The organism is Tardiphaga sp. 839_C3_N1_4 (assembly GCF_051811045.1).
Lineage (GTDB): Bacteria > Pseudomonadota > Alphaproteobacteria > Rhizobiales > Xanthobacteraceae > Tardiphaga.
Genome location: NZ_JBPWQD010000001.1, coordinates 126,667 through 149,655, shown reverse-complemented (window position 1 = coordinate 149,655; position 22,989 = coordinate 126,667). Strand labels below are relative to the sequence as shown.

Here is a 22,989-nt window from a genome sequence, read left to right as displayed (position 1 = left end):
CGGTCGATGTAACGTATTCCCAGCCAAAGCGGAATCCGCTGACGCTGCAAGGCTGGCCCGTCGACCCCGTCGACTCGCGCTAACCCCCTCCAAGTGAAAACATTTTTCAGCTGAAGGAAAGATGAACAAAAGCATGTAGTGCGCCGCAACACACGTCAGACGCGAAAAAGGCCGGCTTTCGCCGGCCTTTTCCATGGCATTGATGTGATCTGCAGTGACCGATTACTCGGCCGACGGCAGCATCAGCGGTTCTTCTGCCGGAGCCGACGGCACGATCGCCGCCTGCTTCTCGCGCTCGTCGAGGATCATCTTGTCGCGCTTCATCGCGACTTCGCGGATCTTCGCCATCGAGGCGCCGGTACCGGCCGGGATCAGGCGGCCGACAATGACGTTTTCCTTGAGGCCTTCGAGCGGGTCCACCTTGCCGTTGACGGCAGCTTCGGTGAGCACGCGCGTGGTCTCCTGGAACGACGCTGCCGAGAAGAACGAACGGGTCTGCAAGCTGGCCTTGGTGATGCCCAGCAGCACAGGGTTTCCGGTCGCGATCTTCTTGCCTTCTTCCTTCGCCTTCAGGTTCAGCGCGTCGAACTCGATCTTGTCGATCTGCTCGCCCGAGATCATGTCGGTCTCGCCCTGATCGGTGATCTCGACCTTCTGCAGCATCTGACGGACAATCACTTCGATGTGCTTGTCGTTGATGAGCACGCCCTGCAACCGGTAAACTTCCTGGATTTCGTTGACCAGATAGGCAGCGAGTTCCTCGATGCCCTTGATCGCCAGAATGTCGTGCGGCGCCGGATTGCCTTCGACGATGTAATCGCCCTTTTCGACGATGTCGCCGTCCTGCAGATGGATCTGCTTGCCCTTCGGAATGAGGTACTCGCGGGTCTCCTCATTCTTGTCGAGCGGCTCGATCGAGATGCGACGCTTGTTCTTGTAGTCGCGTCCAAAGCGGATGGTGCCGCCGATTTCCGCGATGATCGCCGCGTCCTTCGGCTTGCGCGCCTCGAACAGTTCGGCCACCCGCGGCAGACCGCCGGTGATGTCACGCGTCTTCGCGCTTTCCATCGAGACACGGGCAAGAATGTCACCCGAGGTCACCTTGGCATCGACGTCGACCGACAGAATGGCGTCGGGCGACAGCATGTAACGGGCATCGCCGCCACGTGCGAGCTTGAGGACCTTGCCGTCCTTGCCCTTGATGACGATGGCCGGACGCAGATCCGCACCGCCACGCGACGAACGCCAATCGGTAACGACGCGCTTGGCGATACCGGTCGACTCGTCGAGCGTTTCCGCAATCGACTGGCCGTCGACCAGGTCCTCGAACCCGATCGTGCCGTCGACTTCGGTCAGCAGCGGACGGGAATACGGATCCCATTCCGCGATGCGCTGGCCACGCTTGATCATGTCGCCGTTGGCCACGTGAACGCGAGCGCCGTACTGGATACGGTACGTCGCACGCTCGGTGCCATCGGCGTCAGAGATGGCGATGACCATGTTGCGCACCATTGCAACCATGTGGCCTTCGCCGTTCTTGGCGATGTTCTCGTTCTTGATCGTGATCTTGCCGTCGAAGTTCGACTCGATCACCGACTGCTCGTTGAGCTGCGCCGCACCGCCGATGTGGAAGGTACGCATCGTCAGCTGCGTACCGGGCTCGCCGATCGACTGCGCCGCGATGACGCCGACGGCCTCACCGTGGTTGACGGGCGTGCCGCGGGCCAGATCGCGGCCGTAGCAGGTGCCGCAGATGCCGTTGACCAGTTCGCAAGTCAGAGCCGAACGGATCTTCACTTCCTGGATGCCGGCCTGCTGGAGCAGATCGACGTCCTTCTCTTCCATCAGCGTGTTGCGCTTGATCAGCACCTTGTTGGTCGCGGGATCGCGAATGTCTTCGCAGGCCGAACGACCCAGGATACGCGACGCCAGCGATGCGACCACCGAACCGGAGTCGATGATGGCGCGCATCTTGATGCCGAGATTGGTGCCGCAATCGGTCTGCGTGATGATGCAGTCCTGCGCCACGTCGACGAGACGGCGGGTCAGATAGCCCGAGTTCGCGGTCTTCAACGCGGTGTCCGCGAGGCCCTTACGAGCGCCGTGGGTCGAGTTGAAGTATTCGAGAACCGACAGACCTTCCTTGAAGTTCGAGATGATCGGCGTTTCGATGATCTCGCCCGACGGCTTGGCCATCAGGCCGCGCATACCACCGAGCTGACGCATCTGGGCCGGCGAACCACGGGCACCGGAATGCGCCATCATGTAGATCGAGTTGATCTGGGCTTCTTCACCCGCCGCATTCCTCTTCACCGAGGAGATTTCTTTCATCATCTCCTTGGCGACTTCTTCACCCGCCTTCGACCAGGCGTCGACGACCTTGTTGTACTTCTCACCGTGGGTGATCAGGCCGTCATTGTACTGCTGTTCGAAGTCCTTCGCGAACGCACGGGTGGCGTCGACGATCTTCCACTTCGAACCCGGCACGACCATGTCGTCCTTGCCGAACGAGATGCCGGCCTTGAACGCGTTGTAGAAGCCGAGCGCCATGATGCGATCGCAGAAGATCACGGTCTCTTTCTGACCGCAGTGACGGTAGACCTGATCGATGACGCCCGAGATTTCCTTCTTGGTCATCAGCTTGTTGATGACGTCGAAAGGCATCTTCGGCGACTTCGGCAGAACCTGACCGAGCATCGCACGACCGGCAGTGGTTTCCACCATGCGCGTGACCGGCTTGCCGTCCGCATCGAGACCGGACCAGCTGTATTTGATCTTGGTGTGGAGGTGGATGACCTTCGCATGCAGCGCATGCTCGATCTCCGCCATCTCACGATACAGCTTGTTTTCGCCCGGGAGACCCGCACGCATGGTCGACAGGTAGTACAGACCCAGCACGATGTCCTGCGACGGCACGATGATCGGCTGACCGTTCGCAGGATGCAGGATGTTGTTGGTCGACATCATCAGGACGCGCGCTTCCAGCTGCGCTTCAAGCGACAGCGGAACGTGCACGGCCATCTGGTCGCCGTCGAAGTCGGCGTTGAAGGCCGAGCAGACCAGCGGATGCAGCTGGATCGCCTTGCCTTCGATCAGCACCGGCTCGAACGCCTGGATGCCCAGACGATGCAGCGTCGGCGCGCGGTTTAGCAGCACGGGATGCTCGCGAATGACCTCGTCGAGAATGTCCCAGACCTCGGGACGTTCTTTTTCAACGAGCTTCTTCGCCTGCTTCACCGTGGTGGACAGACCCTTGGCGTCGAGACGCGAATAGATGAACGGCTTGAACAGTTCGAGCGCCATCTTCTTCGGCAGGCCGCACTGATGCAAACGCAGTTCCGGACCGACGACGATGACCGAACGGCCCGAATAGTCGACGCGCTTGCCGAGCAGGTTCTGACGGAAACGACCCTGCTTGCCCTTCAGCATGTCGGCCAGCGACTTCAGCGGACGCTTGTTGGCGCCGGTGATGACACGGCCACGGCGGCCGTTGTCGAACAGTGCGTCGACGGCCTCCTGCAGCATGCGCTTTTCGTTGCGGATGATGATGTCCGGCGCGCGGAGCTCCATCAGACGCTTCAAGCGGTTGTTACGGTTGATGACGCGGCGATACAGATCGTTCAGATCCGACGTCGCGAAGCGGCCGCCATCGAGCGGCACCAGCGGACGCAGATCCGGCGGGATCACCGGCACCACCGTGAGGATCATCCATTCCGGCTTGTTGCCGGAATAGCGGAAGGCCTCGACGATCTTCAGGCGCTTGGCGAGCTTCTTGTGCTTGATGTCGGATTCGGTCTCCTTCATCTCGACGCGCAGCTGCTCGTCGAGCTTCTCGAGCTCCAGACCCTTCAACAGTTCACGGATCGCCTCGGCACCGATCATCGCGGTGAACGAGTCCTGGCCGTATTCGTCCTGCGCCTTCAGATACTCTTCTTCAGACAGCAGCTGACGGTCCTTGAGCGCGGTGAGACCCGGCTCGAGAACGACGTAGTATTCAAAGTACAGGATGCGCTCGAGATCCTTGAGCGTCATGTCCAGCAACTGGCCGATGCGCGACGGCAGCGACTTCAGGAACCAGATATGCGCAACCGGAGCGGCCAGTTCGATATGACCCATGCGCTCGCGTCTGACGCGCGACAAGGTCACTTCGACCGAGCACTTCTCGCAGATGATGCCCTTGTACTTCATGCGCTTGTACTTGCCGCACAAGCACTCGTAATCCTTGATGGGCCCGAAGATGCGGGCGCAGAACAGGCCGTCGCGCTCGGGCTTGAAGGTACGGTAATTGATGGTTTCCGGCTTCTTGATCTCGCCGTAGGACCACGACAGAATCTTCTCCGGGGACGCAATCGAGATCCGGATCTGGTCGAAGACCTGAGCCGGAGTCGTCGGATTGAAGAGATTCATAATTTCTTGGTTCATCGTCTTCTCCTCGCGTGCCGATCGCCATCAGCAGCAAATTCGAAATTCTTTAGAGCCACACACCCTGCCTCACGTCCCGGCTGGGTGCGGACGCCCGGCCATCAGGCCGGGCGTAACGCTTGTTCTTACTCGGCAGCTTCGGAGGTCGGCCCCGGCAGCTTGGAATTGTGCAGGTCGACGTTGAGGCCGAGCGAGCGCATTTCCTTGACCAGCACGTTGAACGATTCCGGGATACCGGCCTCGAACGTGTCGTCGCCGCGCACGATCGCCTCGTAGACCTTGGTACGGCCTGCGACGTCGTCCGACTTCACCGTCAGCATTTCCTGGAGCGTGTACGCCGCGCCGTAAGCCTCGAGCGCCCACACTTCCATTTCACCGAAGCGCTGACCGCCGAACTGCGCCTTACCACCCAGCGGCTGCTGCGTGACGAGCGAGTACGGACCGATCGAACGCGCGTGGATCTTGTCGTCCACGAGATGGTGAAGCTTGAGCATGTAGATGTAGCCCACGGTCACCTTGCGATCGAACTGGTCGCCGGTCCGGCCGTCATAGACGGTGGACTGACCGGATGCGTCGAAGCCAGCCATCTTCAACATCTCTTCGATGTCGGCTTCCTTCGCACCGTCGAACACCGGCGTCGCAATCGGCACGCCGGGCTTCAGGTTACGCGCCAGTTCAAGCAGCTCGGTGTCGTTCAGCGACTTGATGACTTCGTCTTCGCCGTAAACCTTCTTCAGGGTGTCGCGCAGCGGCTTCAGATCCTGCTTCTGGTAGTAGGCGTCGATGGTCTGACCGATCTTCTTGCCCATGCCTGCGCAGGCCCAGCCAAGATGCGTCTCCAAGATCTGACCGACGTTCATGCGCGATGGCACGCCGAGCGGGTTCAGCACGATGTCCGCATGCGTACCGTCTTCAAGGAACGGCATGTCTTCGATCGGAACGATCTTCGACACCACGCCCTTGTTGCCGTGACGTCCGGCCATCTTGTCGCCGGGCTGAATCTTGCGCTTCACCGCGACGAAGACCTTGACCATCTTCATCACGCCTGGCGGCAGTTCGTCGCCACGCTGCAACTTCTCGACCTTGTCGAGGAAGCGCTGTTCAAGGCCCTTCTTCGACTCGTCGTACTGCTTCCGCATCGCTTCGATTTCGGTCATCAGCTTGTCGTTTGCGGTGGCGAACATCCACCACTGCGACCGCGGATTCTCGTCGAGCACGGCGCGCGTGATCTTGCCGTCCTTCTTGAAGCCCTTCGGACCGGCGATGCCGACCTTGTTCTCCAGAAGATCAGCCAGACGGCCGTAGACGTTACGATCCAGGATGGCCTGTTCGTCGTCACGGTCCTTGGCGAGACGTTCGATTTCTTCCCGCTCGATCGCCAGAGCGCGCTCGTCCTTGTCGACGCCGTGCCGGTTGAACACGCGGACTTCGACGATCGTGCCCTGCACGCCCGGAGGCACGCGGAGCGAGGTGTCGCGAACGTCCGACGCCTTTTCACCGAAGATGGCGCGCAGAAGCTTTTCTTCCGGCGTCATCGGGCTTTCGCCCTTCGGCGTGATCTTGCCGACCAGGATGTCACCGGCGCGGACTTCGGCGCCGATATAGACGATGCCGGCTTCGTCGAGGTTCTTCAGCGCTTCTTCCGACACGTTCGGAATGTCGCGGGTGATTTCCTCAGGGCCGAGCTTGGTGTCGCGGGCCATCACTTCGAATTCCTCGATGTGGATCGAGGTGAAGACGTCTTCCTTCACGATCCGCTCCGAGAGGAGGATCGAGTCTTCGAAGTTGTAGCCATTCCACGGCATGAACGCGACGAGCACGTTACGGCCGAGTGCGAGTTCACCGAGATCGGTCGACGGACCGTCGGCAATGATGTCGCCCTTGCGAATGATGTCGCCAACCTTCACCAGCGGACGCTGGTTGATACAGGTCGACTGGTTCGAACGCTGGTACTTCATCAGGCGATAGATATCGACGCCCGACTTGGTCGGATCGAGATCTTCGGTCGCACGGATAACCACGCGAGTTGCGTCGATCTGGTCGATGACACCCGAACGGCGGGCAGCGATCGCAGCACCGGAGTCGCGGGCCACGACGGCTTCCATGCCGGTACCGACGAACGGCGCTTCAGCGCGCACCAGAGGCACAGCCTGACGCTGCATGTTCGAGCCCATCAGCGCGCGGTTGGCGTCGTCGTTCTCGAGGAACGGGATCAGCGCCGCAGCGACCGAAACGAGCTGCTTCGGCGACACGTCCATGTAGTCGACCTTGTCGGCCGGCAGCGGCAACACGTCACCGGCGTGACGGCAGATCACCATGTCTTCGGTGAACTTGCCCTTGGCGTCGAGCGACACGTTCGCCTGCGCGACCGAATAGCGGCCCTCTTCCATCGCGCTGAGGTACACGACCTCATCGGTGACGCGACCGTCCTTGACCTTGCGGTAAGGGGTCTCGACGAAGCCGTACTTGTTGACGCGCGCGAAGGTGGCGAGCGAGTTGATCAGACCGATGTTCGGGCCTTCCGGCGTCTCGATCGGGCAGATACGGCCGTAATGGGTCGGATGGACGTCGCGGACTTCGAAGCCGGCGCGCTCGCGGGTCAGACCGCCCGGTCCAAGCGCCGAGAGACGACGCTTGTGGGTGATTTCCGAGAGCGGGTTGGTCTGGTCCATGAACTGCGACAGCTGCGACGAACCGAAGAACTCGCGCACCGCGGCAGCCGCGGGCTTCGCGTTGATCAGGTCCTGCGGCATCACGGTGTCGATGTCGACGGACGACATACGTTCCTTGATGGCGCGTTCCATGCGCAGCAGGCCGACGCGATACTGATTTTCCATCAGCTCGCCCACCGAACGCACACGGCGGTTGCCGAGATGGTCGATGTCGTCGATTTCGCCCTTGCCGTCGCGCAGATCCACCAGCGTCTTGATGACGGCCAGGATGTCTTCCTTGCGCAGCGTGCGATGAGTGTCCGGCGCGTCGAGTTCGAGGCGCATGTTCATCTTCACGCGGCCCACGGCCGAGAGGTCGTAGCGCTCACTGTCGAAGAACAGCGACTGGAACATGTTCTGCGCGGATTCGAGCGTCGGCGGCTCGCCCGGACGCATCACGCGATAGATGTCGAACAGCGCGTCTTCACGCGTCAAGTTCTTGTCTGCCGAGAGCGTGTTGCGGATATAGGCACCGATGTTGACGTGGTCGATGTCGAGCAGCGGGAGTTCCTTGTAGCCCTCCTCGTTCAGCGCCTTCAGCGACTTCTCGGTGATCTCCTCGCCGGCTTCGGCGTAGATTTCACCGGTCTTCACGTTGACGAGGTCCTCGGCGAGATAGTTGCCGACCAACTCTTCATCGGTCAGACGCAGCGCCTTGAGGCCCTTCTCGGCGAGCTGACGGGCAGCGCGCACGGTGAGCTTCTTGCCGGCTTCGAGCACGACCTTGCCGGTGTCGGCATCGATCAGGTCGTTGACGGTGGAGTAGCCACGGAAACGGGTGGCATCGAACGGAACGCGCCAGCCTTCCTTGATCTTCTTGAACTGGATCTTCTTGTAGAACGTCGAGAGGATTTCCTCGCCGTCCAGACCCAGCGCAAACATCAGCGACGTCACCGGAATCTTGCGGCGACGGTCGATACGCGCGAACACGATGTCCTTGGCGTCGAATTCGATGTCGAGCCAGGAGCCGCGATACGGGATCACGCGGGCGGCGAACAGCAGCTTGCCCGACGAATGGGTCTTGCCCTTGTCGTGGTCGAAGAACACGCCCGGCGAACGATGCATCTGCGAAACGATGACGCGCTCGGTGCCGTTGACGACGAAGGTGCCGTTCATGGTCATGAGCGGGATATCGCCCATGTAGACGTCCTGCTCCTTGATGTCCTTGACGGACTTGGCGCCGGTTTCTTCGTCGATATCGAACACGATCAGGCGCAGCGTCACCTTCAGCGGCGCAGCATAGGTCATGCCGCGCTGGCGGCACTCATCAACGTCATATTTCGGCGGCTCGAATTCGTAGCGCACGAATTCCAGCATCGAGGTGCCCGAGAAATCCGAGATCGGAAACACCGAACGGAAAACAGCCTGCAGACCTTCGTCGAGGCGACCGCCGGTCGGCTCATCGACCATCAGGAACTGGTCGTAGGACGCCTTCTGAACCTCGATGAGGTTCGGCATCTCTGCGACTTCTTTAATATGACCGAAGAACTTGCGAACGCGCTTGCGACCTGTGAACGTCTGCTGACCCATCGTGGCCTCTCATTGCGTCGCCCGAAAGGGGCGAACCTTCCAGAGCGCGACTGCCATCGCCTCCGGGTTGAATTTCCAAGAACGCCCCGAATTCGGCGCTCAATATGAGGAACAAAATCCCCCTCCTGAGCATTTGAATCGCAGAACGCAAAACGACGTGCGCGATGCCCGACTGCATCTCGCCCGTCCAAACCGTCTAGCTACGGACCGAAAAGCCCGAAATTGCCTGTCTCCCAACGGCTTAACCAGAGGCGTCGCCGCTCCTGCTGTCAGACCGCGTTTTCGTGCTGCCGTCCCGATATGGGATGGCAATCATGGAGATTCGAGGGTGGTTCCCAGCGCATCCCCACACATTCCTGTGTAGTACATCGGGTTTCCGTTCGAAGAGCGGCTAAGAAAGCCGCTCTTCGATGGAACCCAAAGGGTCTTACTTGAGCTCGACCTTGGCGCCAGCCTTCTCGAGCTGAGCCTTGATCTTTTCGGCTTCGTCCTTGGCAACGCCTTCCTTGAGGGGCTTCGGCGCGCCTTCGACCAGGTCCTTGGCTTCCTTGAGGCCAAGACCCGTGATCGCACGGACTTCCTTGATGACTTCGATCTTCTTGTCGCCTGCGGCGGCGAGAACGACGGTGAAGTCGGTCTTTTCTTCAACTGCGGCGGCACCGGCACCAGCAGCCGGACCAGCAACTGCAACAGCAGCAGCAGCCGAAACGCCCCACTTTTCTTCGAGCATCTTGGCGAGGTCGGCAGCTTCGAGCACGGTCAGGCTCGAGAGATCGTCAACGATTTTCTGTAGGTCAGCCATTGTCTATTTCCTTAAGCGTATTTGGTTCGAACCAGGGTTTGAATGCGAAGGGCGTCAGGCCGCTTCGCTCTTTGAGGCATAAGCCTGAACAACACGCGCGAGCTTCGCCGCGGGAGCTGTCGAGAGCTGAGCGATCTTGGTCGCCGGCGCCACAAGGAGGCCGAGGATCTTCGCGCGCAGTTCGTCGAGCGAGGGCAGCGCGGCCAAGGCCTTGACGCTGTCGACGTTCAGGACGGTTTTACCCATCGAGCCGCCAAGGATGATGAACTTCTCGTTCGCCTTGGCAAATTCGACGGCAACCTTCGGTGCAGCTACCGGATCGTCCGAAGTGGCGATCACAGTCGGACCCTTCAACAGGGAACCGATGGCAGCAACATCCGTGCCTTCAAGAGCAATTTTGGCGAGACGGTTCTTCGAGACCTTCACCGAGGCGCCAGCCAGCTTCATCTGCGAACGCAGATTCTGCATCTGGGCAACGGTGAGGCCGGAATAATGGGCGACGACCGCAACGCTGGTGGTCTTGAAGACCCCGTTCAGCGCGTCGACCGCGTCCTTTTTAGCCGCTCTTTCCACAGCAAGCTCTCTCCGGTTGGCGGCCTCTATCGAGATAGGACCGCCGGGTTACACCCACCGCCCCACCTGAACCTGACCTCAACACACGTGCTCATTAAAACACGTGGTCCAAAGACACGTCGGGCGAGACGATATGATAGCCTGCCCTCCCGAACCTTCCTGGCGAACCAGCATTGGCGCGGGGTGTCGAGGTTCGAACCAAATACGCGTCATGTCGCACAAAACGACATTGGCGAAATCCAGTCTTCACCCGTCTATGCTGGCTGCATCAAGTTTTACGATTAAGCCGTTGATCGAACTCGCGTTCATCGCAGGCGCCAGCAGTCTCGGACAGGATTCAAGATCATCGATAAGCCATCATCTGACCTATTGGTGACCCCTGCCCGCTCTCCTCAAATCCGCGTCGCGCGTCCCATCCCCTTCGAGCAATCCGTACGGATAGCCTAAAAGGAAAAGTCTCCTGCGATGTGGGTTGTCGGAGTGCGAACACAGACGCGCCAGCTACCAGCCAGCCCGCCCGGAAACGGTTGTTTAACGAGTCTTTTTCGTGTTGCCAAGCGCGAAATGCCGATGTGGCATCTTTTCTGCAGGGGAACCTTTTGGGCGCCCGGAGCGCAAAAGTGGAACCGGCCGAGCCGGCTCCACTTCCCGTCTCTATATCACCCCTTCGGGCAGGCCGCTCCGGCATCGGCCCAGGCCTTGATCAGCTCACCGAACTGCTTCTGGGTACCCGGCGCCGGGGTCCGGTTGCCACCGGGATGCCAGCCCCAGCCAACCAGTTCGTCTTCGGCCATGTGCTTCACAAGCGCGGCCATGTCCTTGCCGCCATTGCGCTCCTTGTCCTTGATCTGGGTGCAGATCTGACCAAGCGTCTTGCCCTGCCAGGCCATCTCGGCCGGAGCCAGAGCCCACTTCGGATTGCCGGGGACGTTGGCGGCATCGAAGTTGTTCTCGTGGTGGCAGGTGGCGCAAGCAAGACCACCGGTCGCGCCCACACCGCCCTCGCCGCGCACGACCAGCGGAATATGCGGCCGCATGCGGTCGGTCTGGGTCGGACGCTCGGCGGCCGGATGGCAGTTCATGCAGCGCGGCGACTGGATGACCTTGCCGGCCTCCGTGAACAGCGCCGCCGCACGCTCGTTCTTGTTCTTGATCTTGGCGAAGGCCGAGACCGACTGCAGCTTGGTCGGATTGCTGACCGCCGCATCGGCCTCCTGGAAGCCCGGTTCCGCGAATGCGAGGAGGCCAGCCGCAAGGCCGCCGGCGACCAGCGCCAGCATCGAGGTCTTGAACAGCTTCATGCCGACGCTCCCGGCACGATCGGCAATTGCCGCGGCCTTCCCACACCAAGTTTGGCCATCGCATTGGCAACGGCAGGCCCCAGCGGGGGCACGCCGGGTTCGCCAACGCCTGTCGGCTTCTCGGTCGACTTCACGATGACCACTTCGATCTCCGGCATCTCGTTGATGCGCAGCGAACGATAGGTGTCGAAATTGCCGGACACCGGCGCGCCGGCATCCAGCGTCTGTTCCGCATAGAGGATGTGACCGAGGCCGAAGCCGATACCACCTTCCATCTGCGCGCGGATGATGTCGGGGTTCACAGCGACGCCGCAATCCACCGCGCACCACACCTTGTGCACCTTCGGACCGTCGTCGGTCATGGACAGTTCCACGACCTGCGCGACGAAGGTGTTGAAGCTCTCGACCACCGCAACGCCGCGCGCACGGCCTGCCGGCACCTTGTAGTTCTTCCAGTCGGCGAGTTCGGCGACGGCCTTCAGCGCGCCCGCATGGCGCGGTTTCTTGCTCAGGAGTTCGAGCCGGCCCTCGATCGGATCCTTGCCGGCGGCTTCCAGCAGTTCATCGACAAAGGCTTCGACGACATAACCGGTGTGGGTGTGCCCCACCGAGCGCCACCACAACACGGGCACGCCGACATCGACCTGATGCATGTCGCAGCGGAAGTTCTCGACGTCGTATGGGATTTCGTTCGAGCCTTCATAGGACGTCGGATCGAGGCCGTCCTTGAACATCATGGACTCGAAGAAGGAGCCCTTCATGATCGACTGCGAGACGATGGTATCGCTCCAGGCCTCGATCTTGCCGTCGCGCACCGCACCGCGCATGCGGTGGATGCAGTAAGGCCGATAATAGCCGCCGCGCATATCGTCCTCGCGCGTCCACACCAGCTTGACCGGTTTGCCCGGTCCGATCGCTTTGGCGACTTCGGCGAGCTCGATGGCCTGATGCGTGCTCTGCTGGGCGCGGCGGCCGAAGCTGCCGCCGGCAAGAAGAACGTCGATCTTCACCTTCTCGATCGGCAGCCCGAGCACCTTGGAGATCGCCATATGGTCAGGCGTCGGAAACTGGCAGCCGTAGCGCGCATAGGCGGTGTCGCCGTCCCATTTCAGATAGGCGTTGAGCGGCTCCATCGCGGCATGGGCCAGATACGGGAAGACATATTCAACCTCGATGACGCGGCCACCTTTGGCCATCGACTCTTCGAACTTGCCCTCGGCCTTTACGAGTTTGCCGGCCGTCTTCGACAGTCCGCGGAATTGCTGCAGCAGTTCGGCGCTGCCACGCTTCTCCGCCTTGCTGTCATCCCAGGTGATCTTCAGCGCATCGCGGCCCATCTTCGCGGGCCAGAAGCCCTTGGCGTAGACAGCGACACCGTTCGACACCTGCTTGACGTCGACGACACCCGCCACGGCCTTCGCAGCCGTCGCATCGAAGGACGCGACCTTGCCGCCGAATTTCGGCGAGCGCGCCACGACCACCGTGAGCATGTCCGGCTCGTTGATATCGAGCGTGTAGAATGCCTTGCCATTGGTCTTGTCGGCGCTGTCGAGGCGCTTCACGACGCCTTCCTTGCCGATCAACTTGAACTGCGACGGATCCTTCAGCTTCGGATCAGTCGGCACCGGCATGGCCATCGCCTTGTCGGCGAATTCGCCGAAGCGACCTTCATGGCCTGACGCATGCTTGATTACACCATTATCGACAGTGATCTCGCCTGCCGGCACCTGCCACGCATCGGCAGCAGCCGCGACCAGCATCTGGCGCGCGGCGGCGCCGACCTGGCGCATCTGGATGTAGGAATTGGCGATGGCCGTCGAGCCACCGGTGCCCTGCATGCCGAACGCCAGATTCTTGTAGAGCTGCGGATTCGACGGCGCGTGATCGGCACGCATCTGAGCCCAGTCCGCGTCGAGTTCTTCGGCGACCAAAGTCGCCATGCCGGTGAACGGCCCCTGCCCGAACTCGATGCCCTTGCACAGCACCGTGACGGTGTTGTCGGGCTTGATGATCAGGAACGTATTCGGCGCGATATTGACCTGTAGCTTTGCCGCCGCCTGCGCAAACAACTTGTCTGCGCGCGCAACATAGGCGCCAAGCACGAGACCAGCGCTGCCCTTGAGCAGCGTGCGACGGGAGAGTTTGGTGTCATGAACGGTCATGGCTCAACCCTCCAGCGATTTGGCGGCGCCATGAATGGCGGCGCGGATGCGGACATAGGTGGCGCAGCGGCAGATGTTGCCGTTCATCGCCAGGTCGATATCGTTGTCGGTGGGGGTCGGATTGATGCTGAGCAGCGCCGTGGCGCTCATCACCTGGCCGGATTGACAGTAGCCACATTGTGGCACGTCGAGCGCGACCCAGGCCGCCTGCACCGCCTTGGCTTCCTTGGAGTCGAGCCCTTCGATGGTGGTGATTTCGCTGGTGCCGATGGCCGAGACGGGCATCGAACAGGAGCGGACGGTCTGGCCGTCCACATAGACCGTGCAGGCGCCGCACTGCGCGACCCCGCAGCCATATTTGGTGCCGGTGAGACCGGCCCCGTCTCGAATTGCCCAGAGCAGAGGAGTGTTGGGATCGACGTCGACCTGACGGGCCTGACCGTTGATCTTGAGAGTGAACGCAGCCATCGCTGATGTCCTATGTCGTCGAATGTACGCCTACATTCGAGTTGTTCTAAACAACCGACGTCTACATCCGCATTGCGGAATAACCCATTCAATTATTTTTGTACCGGCCGGGAACGAAATTCGCTCTTGCGAAACGGTCCTGCAGACCAGTCGACGGCTTGTCAGAGGCGCCGCGACGCCTCGATGCCGCTCAGGATGAGATCGATTCCGGCGATAAAGTCCTTGCGGTCGTCGTGCCCCCGCAAATGTGCCGCCATACTGCGGGTGAATGCATAGGCGTCCGGATCGAGCTGAAACCAGGAGGTAGCGACCGCGTCCAGAAAGTCAGACCTGTCGATTCCTCGCATCCGGCCGAGCTGCCCGTTGGCCGCGTTCTGCGCACCGACGCCAAGGATGTAGTTCAGCAACGCACCCACCGTCGCCCACTGTTCCTCGTCGGGCACACCAAGGGCGCTCACCTGCCGCCCGATGCACTCGAGAATGCGCACCATGGGCAACTGCCCGGGAGCACGTGTGAGCGCCGAGCCAACCCACGGATGCGCGTCGATCGCGTCGAACATGTCCAGCGCGAGGGTGCGAATGATGGCCTGAGCCGTCGCGCCAATCAGAGGCGCCTTCATCGTGCGCGCGATGATGGCGTCGCAGGCGGCGGTCAGCAGCTCGCCCTTGTTGGAAACGTGCCAATAGATCGCGCCGGGGCCCGTGGCCAGCCGTTCCGACAGGGCGCGGAATGTCAGACCATCTTCCCCGCTGCCGTCCAGAATCGCGATCGACGCTTCGATGATGCGATCCCGCGTGAGCGAGTCTTCGCGTCGTGGGTTACTGCGAGTTTTCTTGGCCATGTCCCCACCTTGACATAAATGGAACACCGTTCCAATAGAATGGAATGCCGTTCCATTGAGGCCTTGGGGAATGTCCCGGGCCCGCCTGTGACTGCAAAGGTGGCGAGATGAATACTCATGTGGCGATTGTCGGCGCGGGGCTCGGCGGCCTGACGCTTGCCCGCGTGCTCCATGTTCACGGTATCGCAGCGACGATCTATGAAGCTGAAGCCTCGGCCGACTCGCGGGCACAAGGAGGCCTGCTCGATATTCACGAATACAACGGGCAGCTCGCACTCAAGGCTGCAGGATTGTTCGAAGCTTTCCGCGACATCGTCATCGTCGGTGCTGATGCCAAGCGGATACGCGACAAGGACGGCAAGCTGCTGTTTGACAGACCCGACATGGGTAACGGCAGTCGACCTGAGGTGGATCGAGGAGAATTGCGTCGGCTTCTGCTCGATTCTCTGCCCGCCGACACGATCCGTTGGGGACACAAACTTGCAGCGGCGTCTCCGCTCGGCGACGGGCGGCACGCATTGACTTTCTCCCATGGCTCAACGGTAACGACCGATCTCCTCATCGGTGCCGACGGAGCGTGGTCACGCGTTCGTCCGCTTCTTTCAACAGCAAAGCCGGCCTATGTCGGCACGTCATTCATCGAGACGTTTCTTTTCGACGCCGACACCTGTCACGAGGCCAGCGCGGAAGCGGTTGGCGGCGGCACGTTGATGGCGATTGCGCCGGGCCAGGGAATCTTTGCGCACCGACACGCCGATGGAACACTGCAAGGCTACGTGGCCCTGAACAGGCCGGAGGACTGGATCGCCCGCATCGACTTCTCGGACCGGACGAATGCCCTCGCCCGCATCGCCGCGGAATTCGACGACTGGGCTCCGGAGCTGACAGCGCTCATCACCAACAGCGAGGGCGCCCCTTTGCTTCGCCCGATCTATGCGCTGCCGATCGAACACCGATGGGATCGCGTAGCCGGCGTGACGCTGCTCGGCGATGCCGCGCACCTGATGTCACCATTCGCCGGCGAAGGCGCCAATCTCGCAATGTATGATGGCGCCGAACTCGGACGGGCACTTGCCGCCAATCCGGAAGACGTCGAAGCCGCGCTTGTCGCTTATGAAACGGAGCTCTTTCCCCGCAGCGCGTCTGTTGCCGCGGAGACCGACCGGAATCTGAAGCTGTTCTTCAACGACAACGCGCCTCAGAGCGTGGTTGACCTGTTCACCAGTTTCCAGATCACCGAATAGCTGCCCTAAACCGCCACCGCGTATGGCAGCCCCTTGCCCGCGTAAAACGCGTCGAGATTGGCAATGACGCAGTCCTGCATCGCCGTGTGCGAGTCGAGCGTGTGGCCGCCGATATGCGGCGTCAGCACGACATTCGGCAGCACGGTCAGCGCATCGGGTGCGTGCGGCTCCTTCTCGAACACGTCGAGGCCGGCGCCGGCGATGGTCTTGTCGGCCAGCGCCGCGGTCAGCGCGGCCTGATCGATCACCGAGCCGCGCGAGATGTTCACGACCACGCCATTGGCGCCGAGCTTCTTCAGCATCGCGGCATCGATGATGTGGTTGGTATCGGTGCCTGCCCGCACGGCGATCATCAGAACGTCGCACCATTCAACCAGCGCTTCGAGGCTGGGCTCATAGCGATACGGCACATCATGCTTGCTGCGGCTGTGATAGGCGACGTCACATTCGAAGGCCGCGACCCGCGACGCGATCTTGCGGCCGATCTCGCCCATGCCATAGACGCCCACTCTGCGGCCGGGATTGCCGGGCTGCGGCGACATCAGCGGCGACGGCTTGGCCGACGACCAGCCGCCTTCGCGCAGATACTGATCCGCGGGCAGCAGACGCCGCGTCACCGCGAGCATCAGCGTTAGTGCCAGATCGGCGACCGAGGCCGCGTTCGCGCCCGGGCTGTTGCCGACTACGATCTTGCGCTCGGCGGCGGCCTTGAAGTCGACGCCGTCATAGCCGGTGCCGTAGCAGATGATGGCGCCGAGCGCCGGCATCATGTCCATCACGTCTGCCTTGAGCACCTGACCGCCCGCGGTGATCAGCGCGCGCACGTCTTTCAGTTGGTCAGCAGAAAAGGTCTGCAGCGGTGGCTTGCCTGCGGCGTCTAGAAGGTCGAAGTGCTCGCCGATGCGCACCATCTGGGACTTCGGGAAACGCGAATAGATCAGAACCTTCTCGGCCATCGGGACATTCCTGCTGGGTGAAAGAGCGGAAGACAAAAGAAAGGGCGGAACCGGTTGCCCGATTCCGCCCTGGTTTCTTGCAAGCCTTATTCCGGCTTAGCCGAGCACGGTGCCCGTCTCAACCTTGACGCCGGGGCCCATGGTCGAAGATACGGCAACGCGCTGCAGATAGGTGCCCTTCGCGCCAGCCGGCTTCGCCTTGGAGACGGCATCGACCAGAGCCTTGATGTTTTCGACGAGCTTCTCTTCCGAGAAAGATGCCTTGCCGATACCAGCCTGCACGATGCCGGCCTTCTCGACGCGGAACTCGACCGAACCGCCCTTGGCACCCTTGACTGCGCCGGTGACGTCCATAGTCACGGTGCCGATCTTCGGGTTCGGCATCATGCCGCGCGGACCGAGCACCTTACCAAGGCGACCGACCAGCGGCATCATGTCGGGGGTTGCGATACAGCGATCGAAATCGATCTGACCGGCCTGGACCTTCTCGAACAGGTCTTCTGCACCGACGACGTCTGCACCGGCAGCCTTGGCTTCTTCAGCCTTCGGGCCACGGGCGAACACGCCGACGCGCAGGGTGCGGCCGGTGCCGTTCGGCAGGGTGACGACGCCACGGACCATCTGGTCGGCGTGACGCGGATCGACGCCGAGATTCAGCGAAATTTCGATGGTCTCATCGAACTTCGACTTGGCGCGTTCCTTGACCATCTTGATGGCCTCGGCGACCGGATAGAGCTTCTCGCGGTCGATGCCCTCACGGGCGTTCTTCAAACGTTTTCCAATTGCCATGACCGTTTACCCCGCGACCTCGACACCCATCGAACGGGCAGAGCCCTCAACCATCTTCATGGCCGATTCAATGGTGTCGCAATTCAGATCCTTCATCTTCGCTTCGGCGATCTCGCGCACCTGCGCTTTGGTCACCGCGCCGGCCTTGTCACGACCCGGCAGCTTGGAGCCGGAGGTGAGCTTGGCGGCCTTCTTGATGAAGAAGGACATCGGGGGGGTCTTGAGGGCGAAGGTGAACGAACGATCGGCGTAGATCGTGATCACCACCGGGATTGGGGTGTTCTTTTCTTCCTTCTGCGTCTGCGCGTTGAACGCTTTGCAGAATTCCATGATGTTCAAACCGCGCTGACCAAGCGCGGGACCGATCGGGGGCGAAGGGTTCGCCGCACCGGCCGGCACCTGAAGCTTCAGGTATCCGGTCACTTTCTTTGCCATGTGTCACTCCTGTTGTGCCGGTCATCGACCGGCTGTTTCAGGTTTCGTGGTTCGGTCGACAAGCGGTTGGCAACCGCCCTCTTCCTCCCACGGCCTTGGAAACGCGAGGCGAACCTCGCGCTATTGCAATCAGACCTTTTCGACCTGACCGAATTCCAGTTCGACCGGCGTGGCACGGCCGAAGATCGACACTGCGACCTTCACGCGCGAGCGTGCCTCGTCGATTTCCTCGACGACGCCGGAGAACGACGCGAACGGGCCATCGGCCACCTTCACGTTCTCGCCGATCTCGAACGACACCGACGCCTTCGGGCGCTCCACGCCTTCCTGCACCTGGTGCAGAATGCGCATGGCTTCGGCTTCCGAAATCGGCATCGGCTTGTTTTCCGCGCCGAGGAAGCCCGTGACCTTCGGGGTGTTCTTGATCAGATGAAACGCTTCGTCGGTGAGCTGCATCTTCACCAGCACATAGCCGGGGAAGAACTTGCGCTCGGCGTCCATCTTGCGGCCGCGGCGCACTTCCGTGACCTTCTCGACCGGAACCAGAATCTGTTCGAACAGGTCTTCCAGGCCACGCTGCTTGGCCTGTTCCTTGATCGACTCCATCACCTTCTTTTCGAAATTCGAATAGGCGTGAACGATGTACCAGCGCATGCTCATAATTCTGTTCCGTCAGTGCATCGTGAGCAAAAAGGCGACGAGGTAGCGAATGATCTGATCCGCCGCAAAAAAGAAGATCGACGACAACGCCACCATGACGAACACCATGATGGTCGTGATGGTCGTCTCGCGACGCGAGGGCCACGTGACCTTGTTGGTCTCGGTGCGCACTTCCTGCAGGAATTTGAACGGGCTGAACGCCATCGTTATATGATCCGCATCCGTCGTGAGACGATTGAATTGATTTCAGGAATCCGAACAGCCCTCTTTGCGCCCAACCCTTTTTCAAGGATGAGCCGCCAAGCGGGCTCGTTCGTTCGGGAATTTGCCGCGTCGGATATCCGGTCACCGGGCCGACAGCGAGTGCAGCTTCCTACTTCGGACCGGGCCAAAGGTCAAGGTATCCGGGCCGGACAGACGGGGTCCCCGCCCGCCCCTGATACCACCCCGATCAGCGCCCGCCCACCCCCAGCGACGGCTTGCCAACCGCCGCCCGGACGTGCCGGACCACGTGATCGGCCACGATGGCGTGGCCCTCCGCGGTCGGGTGCACGGCGCCGCTATACATGGCCGCATAGACCGGCTGCAGGATGTCGAACTGGGTAAAGCCCACTGCATGCACGTTTGCGGTCAGAAACGCGTCATTCGGGGTGCGGAACAGGCGCCAGCGCGACGCATAGGGCAGATAGGCGGCCGGCGAATACGGCGTGAACTCCTCCTTGCCGATCCAGCGCCGCGGCATCGCCATCGCCTCGCCGTCCGCCTGCGGCCGCTTCGGATCGCGCGCACAGAGCCCGCGCTTGGTGAATTCGCTCTGGTGATCGGTGATGAGCTGGAAGCCGGTTCCGGCGCCGGTGGCTAGCGCCGGGCAGCCGCCTGATCGACCGTTGGTGATGCAGGCGGTCCGGGTGAAGAAATCGTTGAGAAAGCTCACCGTCTCTGCCAGCCGCTCACGCGAAAGCACCAGTTTTTTGTGGACGTCGAGGCCGAGCGTCGGCTGCGTGCCACACAAGGCGCCCGTCTCGTCGAACTGAATCGGCTCGTAAGCCGTCTGCAGCACCTTCGCGGGCGCCACGCCAAAGCCGTCGCGCAAGGCATCGCGCAGCGCCACCATGCGCTCGTCTAGCTGCTCCATGTAGGCGCGCGACACAGCAGGCGAGAACCGGATCTGCTTGCCGAGCAGGTTCGCGATGGGCGCGAGATCGCCGGCGGATTCGGTCATCGCATAGACCATCAGCGGCGAGAAGCCGACATCGTTGCCGCCGATCGACAGCAGCAGTGTGTCGATCGGACGCTTGCGCTCATTCGGCGCACACCAGGATTTTGTCACTGGCATATTGGCGACCTGCACGCTGCCGCTGGCATAGGTCGGCAAGTTATAGGTCGCTCGCTGCGTCCGGCCCGCGGGGCTTTTGCAGATCAGATCGGCGAGTTGATCGAGCTGGGAACGCACCATCGCGTTGCCGGCGCCCTCGCGCGCCTTCTTCTCGAGGAACAGACCTTCGGTCACCTCGGAGCCGGTACAGGCCAGGCTGACCAGCGTGACCGACCGGTGCGGATTTTCCAAACTGAGTTGCAGCCCGACGCGAAACGGATAGCCGTATTGCGAGCGGTGGCAATCGGGGCTGAGCCAGCGTGGATTGGCGGCGTTGAAAGCCTTGTCGAACTGCGCGGACGCGAGCGGGAAATAAAGCTCCTGCTCCTCGTCGGCGAGCTTGCGCCGCGGCAGGTTTTTGTAGTCGAAACTTCCCACCGGTGCAGCGGGGGTCAATTTCTGCAGCGACTTGGCGGTGCTGCGTGTCGCCATCTCCTCGCGCATCAGGGTCGGATCGTAGACCATCTCGCGGACGGCGCTGAATGTCACCGGAACGTCAGGATTGCTCTCGCCCGAGGCAAAGGAATCGCCGAGCGCAACAATGAACAGATCTTCGACGACTACCTGCGGGTCGTTCAATGTACGACCGTCGGGCAATTTGACCTGGACCGATGCACCGGACAGGCTGCGATCGACGGCATAAGGCAGGCGCGTGATCTTGAGCGGCGTCGCGCAGGATTGCGTCGTGGTCTCGGTCCTGCTGCCCGGCCGCCGCGGCGTCCAGCTCCAGACGCAATCATACGCGCCAGCTTCGGCAATGCGCTCGGGCGACAGCCGGATCAACACCGTATGCGCATCCGGCAGCACGTAATCTTCCTTGGCCGTGCCCCACGAATAACGCCGGTCGCAACTCGCGAGATAGCGGCCCTGCCGACTGTCGTAGCAGACGGCGTCGATGGTCTGCGACGCCCAGCCGAGACGCGAGCGATCGTAGCGCGCCCGCGCGGTGTCTGCGCAACTGGTCGGGCTGGTCATGTCGCGGCAATCGGGATCGTTCAGCCGCCGCTCGGTGCGCCACACCACATCGGCGGGCGGCAGCACCATCTCGTTGCGCGCAGCGGGATAGCCGCGCTCATACATCGCGAAGGATGCGGCATTCTTGAAGAAGCGAAATGGACTTTCCACCTGCCAGAGCAGATCGGCGGCGTGAGCACCATGTCCAAAGGACGACAACAGCAACGTCGTGGCCCCCACGACGAACGTCACAAGTAATTTCATTCTCGACTTCCGGCTGAATTCCCAACGGGTGTGTCGCGCGCGCGGCAAGCCAGGTTCATCGCCGCGACCGCACGCCGCAGGGACGCAGCGCAACGGAAACGCGGGGAGCAGCACGATCGCGCATGATTGGCAAAGCCGATGTCGGACATGGCCATCAGCCCATTAAGCCAATTGCCCCGCGGATCGTCAGATTCCATTAACCCCGCGGCCAGACTAAAACGCGAGAAGCTACCCAGGTACTCCAGTAAGTGGATGTATTAGCAGACCTAAATGTTTTGATCGGCAGATTGCTTGTTTGATCGGCAATGCGACGGGCATCAGCGAATGACCAGCATCACCACCCTGTCCGAGGGAACCGACGCCTCCACGAGGGACCTCCGCAAGGATTCGGTATTGCGGATCGCGCGGCGGCGAACCGCCTATATCGCGCAGGCGTCGAGCTATCTGATCGATGCGACGATCCTGCTGCTTTACGCCGTGATCGGCGTGACCACCGTGGCGACGGGGGTCGTGTATCTGGCCATCAGGCTCGCCGTGGTCGGCATTGCTGCCTATCTCTCGGAGATCCAGGTCAACGACCGTTTCAAGGACCCGTACCTCACGGTCCCTCTCTCCATCGTCAGCATCATCGTCCAGATCGGCGCGATCTATCTCGTGCCGCAGATCGGCTTCTACTTCATCTCCATCATTTTCGTCGTGCTCGGCTTCGCCGCACTCCGCATGAGTGCGCGCCAGACCGGCATCGTCTGGTCCACTGCAACGCTGGGCCTCGCACTGCTTTTCCTGATGACCGACAAGCCGATCAGCATTCCCATGGCAACCGCGACCGAGCGCGCTCTGGCGCTGGCCTGTTTCGTCAGCGCACTTGGCCGCTGTGCCAGCGCCGGCCTCTACGGCAGCTCGATGCGCGAACTGCTGTATCGTCGCAGCAACGACCTCGCGGCCGCCAATGCGCGGATCGAGGAACTCGCCCAGCTGGACGAACTCACCGGCGCATTGAACCGGCGCTACATCATGAAGTGCCTGAACGACGAGATCGCCAAGGCCCAGCGCAACGCCACAACCTGCTGCATCGCGATCATCGACCTCGATCACTTCAAGAAGATCAACGACTGCTTCGGTCATCCCGTCGGCGACGAAGTGCTGCGCGCCTTTGCCATCTCGGTCTTCGCGAATATCCGCACCATCGACAGGTTCGGCCGTCAGGGCGGCGAGGAGTTTCTGCTGATCCTGCCGGACACCGACATTGATCTTGCGATCCAGACGCTGGATCGATTGCGCGGCCTGATCACGGAACTGAACTGGTCAGCGATTGCGCAGAATCTGACTCTGACGATATCCGCCGGGATCAGTGCCATCAGGCCCAATGATACGCCGGAAGACATTTTGGCGCGCGCCGACCTTGCGCTCTACAGAGCCAAGGATACCGGCCGCGACCGCGTGGTGGCAGCGCCGCAAAAGCGGCAGTTCAGCTGACCGGCAACAGGAGGCTCGCCTGAAA

Annotated in this window: 16 protein-coding genes; 2 read left to right on the top strand and 14 right to left on the bottom strand. The window is 61.5% G+C overall.

What is annotated here, in order from left to right:
• Window positions 1-222 precede the first annotated feature (222 nt).
• From rpoC to AB8A38_RS00795, 8 genes are all read right to left on the bottom strand, one after another.
• On the bottom strand, window positions 223-4,422 hold the full coding sequence (gene rpoC / locus AB8A38_RS00830) for a DNA-directed RNA polymerase subunit beta' (RefSeq protein ID WP_315842713.1): 4,200 nt from the start codon (window positions 4,420-4,422) through the stop codon (window positions 223-225).
• 125 nt (window positions 4,423-4,547) lie between these two features.
• Window positions 4,548-8,663 (bottom strand): DNA-directed RNA polymerase subunit beta, encoded by a 4,116-nt coding sequence (rpoB, locus tag AB8A38_RS00825; protein ID WP_439084607.1) that lies wholly within the window; start codon window positions 8,661-8,663, stop codon window positions 4,548-4,550.
• A 427-nt stretch (window positions 8,664-9,090) separates the two neighbouring features.
• The gene (rplL, locus tag AB8A38_RS00820; protein WP_315842715.1) at window positions 9,091-9,465 is read right to left on the bottom strand and encodes a 50S ribosomal protein L7/L12; all 375 of its coding nucleotides are present in this window, start codon (window positions 9,463-9,465) and stop codon (window positions 9,091-9,093) included.
• Window positions 9,466-9,519: 54 nt separating this feature from the next.
• On the bottom strand, window positions 9,520-10,038 hold the full coding sequence (gene rplJ / locus AB8A38_RS00815; protein WP_315842716.1) for a 50S ribosomal protein L10: 519 nt from the start codon (window positions 10,036-10,038) through the stop codon (window positions 9,520-9,522).
• 659 nt (window positions 10,039-10,697) lie between these two features.
• Window positions 10,698-11,339, bottom strand: a complete 642-nt coding sequence (locus AB8A38_RS00810) for an Isoquinoline 1-oxidoreductase subunit (protein WP_439084606.1) — start codon at window positions 11,337-11,339, stop codon at window positions 10,698-10,700.
• Window positions 11,336-13,501 carry a molybdopterin cofactor-binding domain-containing protein gene (locus AB8A38_RS00805; protein WP_439084605.1) on the bottom strand — a complete coding sequence of 722 codons (2,166 nt, stop codon included), beginning with the start codon at window positions 13,499-13,501 and terminating at the stop codon, window positions 11,336-11,338. Before AB8A38_RS00805 ends, AB8A38_RS00810 begins: the two co-directional genes overlap by 4 nt.
• A gap of 3 nt (window positions 13,502-13,504) precedes the next feature.
• Window positions 13,505-13,969, bottom strand: a complete 465-nt coding sequence (locus AB8A38_RS00800) for a (2Fe-2S)-binding protein (RefSeq protein ID WP_439084604.1) — start codon at window positions 13,967-13,969, stop codon at window positions 13,505-13,507.
• Window positions 13,970-14,130: 161 nt separating this feature from the next.
• Window positions 14,131-14,811 (bottom strand): TetR/AcrR family transcriptional regulator, encoded by a 681-nt coding sequence (locus AB8A38_RS00795; protein WP_439084603.1) that lies wholly within the window; start codon window positions 14,809-14,811, stop codon window positions 14,131-14,133.
• A gap of 107 nt (window positions 14,812-14,918) precedes the next feature.
• Here AB8A38_RS00795 and AB8A38_RS00790 point away from each other — a divergent pair, with 107 nt between their 5' ends.
• A complete protein-coding gene (locus AB8A38_RS00790) occupies window positions 14,919-16,055 on the top strand; it encodes an FAD-dependent oxidoreductase (RefSeq protein ID WP_439084602.1) in 1,137 nt (378 codons plus the stop codon).
• A gap of 5 nt (window positions 16,056-16,060) precedes the next feature.
• On the opposite strand, the gene AB8A38_RS00785 is transcribed toward AB8A38_RS00790, so the two are convergent.
• The 6 genes from AB8A38_RS00785 to AB8A38_RS00760 all read right to left on the bottom strand — a co-directional run bounded on the left by AB8A38_RS00785 (window position 16,061) and on the right by AB8A38_RS00760 (window position 21,488).
• Complete coding sequence (locus AB8A38_RS00785; RefSeq protein WP_439084601.1) at window positions 16,061-17,011, bottom strand: 2-hydroxyacid dehydrogenase; 951 nt, start codon at window positions 17,009-17,011, stop codon at window positions 16,061-16,063.
• Window positions 17,012-17,107: 96 nt separating this feature from the next.
• A complete protein-coding gene (gene rplA, locus AB8A38_RS00780; RefSeq protein ID WP_068731526.1) occupies window positions 17,108-17,800 on the bottom strand; it encodes a 50S ribosomal protein L1 in 693 nt (230 codons plus the stop codon).
• Window positions 17,801-17,806: 6 nt separating this feature from the next.
• Window positions 17,807-18,235, bottom strand: a complete 429-nt coding sequence (gene rplK / locus AB8A38_RS00775) for a 50S ribosomal protein L11 (protein WP_068731528.1) — start codon at window positions 18,233-18,235, stop codon at window positions 17,807-17,809.
• 129 nt (window positions 18,236-18,364) lie between these two features.
• The gene (gene nusG, locus AB8A38_RS00770; RefSeq protein WP_231080282.1) at window positions 18,365-18,895 is read right to left on the bottom strand and encodes a transcription termination/antitermination protein NusG; all 531 of its coding nucleotides are present in this window, start codon (window positions 18,893-18,895) and stop codon (window positions 18,365-18,367) included.
• A 12-nt stretch (window positions 18,896-18,907) separates the two neighbouring features.
• Entirely contained in the window at window positions 18,908-19,099 is a 192-nt protein-coding gene (gene secE, locus AB8A38_RS00765) for a preprotein translocase subunit SecE (protein ID WP_092151982.1), read from the bottom strand.
• Window positions 19,100-19,346: 247 nt separating this feature from the next.
• Window positions 19,347-21,488 carry a hypothetical protein gene (locus tag AB8A38_RS00760; protein ID WP_439084600.1) on the bottom strand — a complete coding sequence of 714 codons (2,142 nt, stop codon included), beginning with the start codon at window positions 21,486-21,488 and terminating at the stop codon, window positions 19,347-19,349.
• A gap of 324 nt (window positions 21,489-21,812) precedes the next feature.
• Between AB8A38_RS00760 and AB8A38_RS00755 the strand changes: the two genes are divergently transcribed.
• Complete coding sequence (locus AB8A38_RS00755) at window positions 21,813-22,964, top strand: GGDEF domain-containing protein (protein WP_439084599.1); 1,152 nt, start codon at window positions 21,813-21,815, stop codon at window positions 22,962-22,964.
• Window positions 22,965-22,989 lie beyond the last annotated feature (25 nt).

Excerpts from the sequence above, each read along its gene's own strand:
- rpoC (WP_315842713.1), bottom strand. The coding sequence starts at position 4,422 with ATGAACCAAGAAATTATGAATCTCTTCAATCCGACGACTCCGGCTCAG.
- rpoB (WP_439084607.1), bottom strand. The coding sequence starts at position 8,663 with ATGGGTCAGCAGACGTTCACAGGTCGCAAGCGCGTTCGCAAGTTCTTC.
- rplL (WP_315842715.1), bottom strand. The coding sequence starts at position 9,465 with ATGGCTGACCTACAGAAAATCGTTGACGATCTCTCGAGCCTGACCGTG.
- AB8A38_RS00810 (WP_439084606.1), bottom strand. The coding sequence starts at position 11,339 with ATGAAGCTGTTCAAGACCTCGATGCTGGCGCTGGTCGCCGGCGGCCTT.
- AB8A38_RS00805 (WP_439084605.1), bottom strand. The coding sequence starts at position 13,501 with ATGACCGTTCATGACACCAAACTCTCCCGTCGCACGCTGCTCAAGGGC.
- AB8A38_RS00800 (WP_439084604.1), bottom strand. The coding sequence starts at position 13,969 with ATGGCTGCGTTCACTCTCAAGATCAACGGTCAGGCCCGTCAGGTCGAC.
- AB8A38_RS00795 (WP_439084603.1), bottom strand. The coding sequence starts at position 14,811 with ATGGCCAAGAAAACTCGCAGTAACCCACGACGCGAAGACTCGCTCACG.
- AB8A38_RS00790 (WP_439084602.1), top strand. The coding sequence starts at position 14,919 with ATGAATACTCATGTGGCGATTGTCGGCGCGGGGCTCGGCGGCCTGACG.
- AB8A38_RS00785 (WP_439084601.1), bottom strand. The coding sequence starts at position 17,011 with ATGGCCGAGAAGGTTCTGATCTATTCGCGTTTCCCGAAGTCCCAGATG.
- rplA (WP_068731526.1), bottom strand. The coding sequence starts at position 17,800 with ATGGCAATTGGAAAACGTTTGAAGAACGCCCGTGAGGGCATCGACCGC.
- rplK (WP_068731528.1), bottom strand. The coding sequence starts at position 18,235 with ATGGCAAAGAAAGTGACCGGATACCTGAAGCTTCAGGTGCCGGCCGGT.
- nusG (WP_231080282.1), bottom strand. The coding sequence starts at position 18,895 with ATGAGCATGCGCTGGTACATCGTTCACGCCTATTCGAATTTCGAAAAG.
- secE (WP_092151982.1), bottom strand. The coding sequence starts at position 19,099 with ATGGCGTTCAGCCCGTTCAAATTCCTGCAGGAAGTGCGCACCGAGACC.
- AB8A38_RS00760 (WP_439084600.1), bottom strand. The coding sequence starts at position 21,488 with ATGAAATTACTTGTGACGTTCGTCGTGGGGGCCACGACGTTGCTGTTG.
- AB8A38_RS00755 (WP_439084599.1), top strand. The coding sequence starts at position 21,813 with ATGACCAGCATCACCACCCTGTCCGAGGGAACCGACGCCTCCACGAGG.